Source organism: Amycolatopsis sp. NPDC051061 (genome assembly GCF_040682935.1).
GTDB lineage: Bacteria > Actinomycetota > Actinomycetes > Mycobacteriales > Pseudonocardiaceae > Amycolatopsis.
In genome coordinates this window covers 1-1,455 of record NZ_JBFBBZ010000153.1, presented here as the reverse complement: position 1 = coordinate 1,455, position 1,455 = coordinate 1, and the positions used below count along the sequence as shown (strand labels likewise).

Annotated in this window: 1 protein-coding gene and 1 pseudogene; one reads left to right on the top strand and one right to left on the bottom strand. The window is 36.0% G+C overall.

Going from position 1 to position 1,455, the window contains the following annotated elements:
* A pseudogene (locus AB0N03_RS52360) lies at nucleotides 1-1,117 on the bottom strand (IS3 family transposase); the annotation flags it as partial.
* Between the two features lie 77 nt (nucleotides 1,118-1,194).
* Here AB0N03_RS52360 and AB0N03_RS52355 point away from each other — a divergent pair.
* The gene (locus AB0N03_RS52355) at nucleotides 1,195-1,407 is read left to right on the top strand and encodes an integrase (RefSeq protein WP_032398721.1); all 213 of its coding nucleotides are present in this window, start codon (nucleotides 1,195-1,197) and stop codon (nucleotides 1,405-1,407) included.
* Nucleotides 1,408-1,455 lie beyond the last annotated feature (48 nt).

Genomic DNA, 1,455 nt, shown 5'->3' with positions numbered 1-1,455 from the left:
TTTCTGATTTGGAGTTAAACCCTTGTTGGCGGAATGAGGATTATAATTGTTATAAAATTGTTCGATGTATTCAAAGCAAGAGAGTTGAACTTCTTAAATGGAGTGATAAGTTCTGCGATTAATTTCTCGTTGTTTAAGATACTTGAAAAAGACCTCAGTGACGGCATTATCATAAGGATATCCAGGCTTGGAGTAAGAAGCAAGCAATTGATGCTCATCTAATAACTTTCTAAAGGAAGCTGATTTAAATTGGCTTCCTTGATCCGAATGAAAGATAATTGGTTCCTTAGGCTTCCTCTTATTTATAGCTATCTCTAAGGTGTCACAGGCGAGTTTGGCATCAATTCGATCACTTACTTTCCACGCAATACATTTCCTTGAGTAGAGGTCAAGAATAGCACAGAGATAAACATGTCGTTTAGGTCCTATAGAGATATAAGTGAAATCTGTTGTCCAAACTTGATTTGGGGAGTTCGGGTTAAATTCTTGTTTAAGCAGATTATCAGAAGAAAATACAGGAGCTTTCTTTGATTTAAAACGAGGTTTGATGGTTGACATTTTAGGGAGTGTCATAGACTTGAGAAGTCTTAAGATACGGCCTTCAGAAATATTAACGCCATAATCACGCAGGAGAATGATTTTAAAAGCTCTCGTTCCAATTCTTTTCTTGGCTTTCATATAAATCTCAAGGAGTAATTTTCTCAAGCGTTGATTTTCTACTTCACGCTTCGAAAGCCTCTTGTTTATGAAAAGTTATAGTAGGTGGAACGATTGACATGTAAAACACGACAGAGCATAACTGTCGTGTGTTCAAATCGGAGTCTATAGATGGCTTTCAATCTTACTTGGAGTTTTGCATGAATATGGCACTCGCTTTTTTTAAGATCAGATTTTCTTCCTCTAGTTGGCCATTCCTTTTTTGTAATTCTTGAATCTGTTTAGCAGTCAACACCGTATTATCTTCAAGACGCACTTGAGAGTACTGCTTAATCCATTTTGCAAGTGCAGAAGAAGATACGCCATAATCTTTACAGAGTTCAGTTTGTGTTTTACCAGTTTGATAGAGATTAACAAGCGATTGTTTGAAATCCTCATCGTAACGTTTAAAACCTGACATAAAAGTCCTTTCATTTTTGTGTCTTAATAGACAGATTATAACACCCAATTTTCTGTCCACTTTTATAGTATAGCTCCATGGCACGTGTTGGTGATCTTTTAGGAATCAACTATCTAGGGACGCATACCATGCGTAAAACAGGCACTTATCGTGTTTATACGCAGTCGAATTATAATATTGGTTTAGTCATGCATTTATTAAACCATTCAAGCGAAGCCATGACTTTAACATATCTTGGATTAGATCAAGCTAGTCGAGAAACGATGTTAGACCAAATTGATTATGGGTAATGAATGTTTAGAACTTAGTAGTCGTCCAAAAACGACTACTTTTTTTGT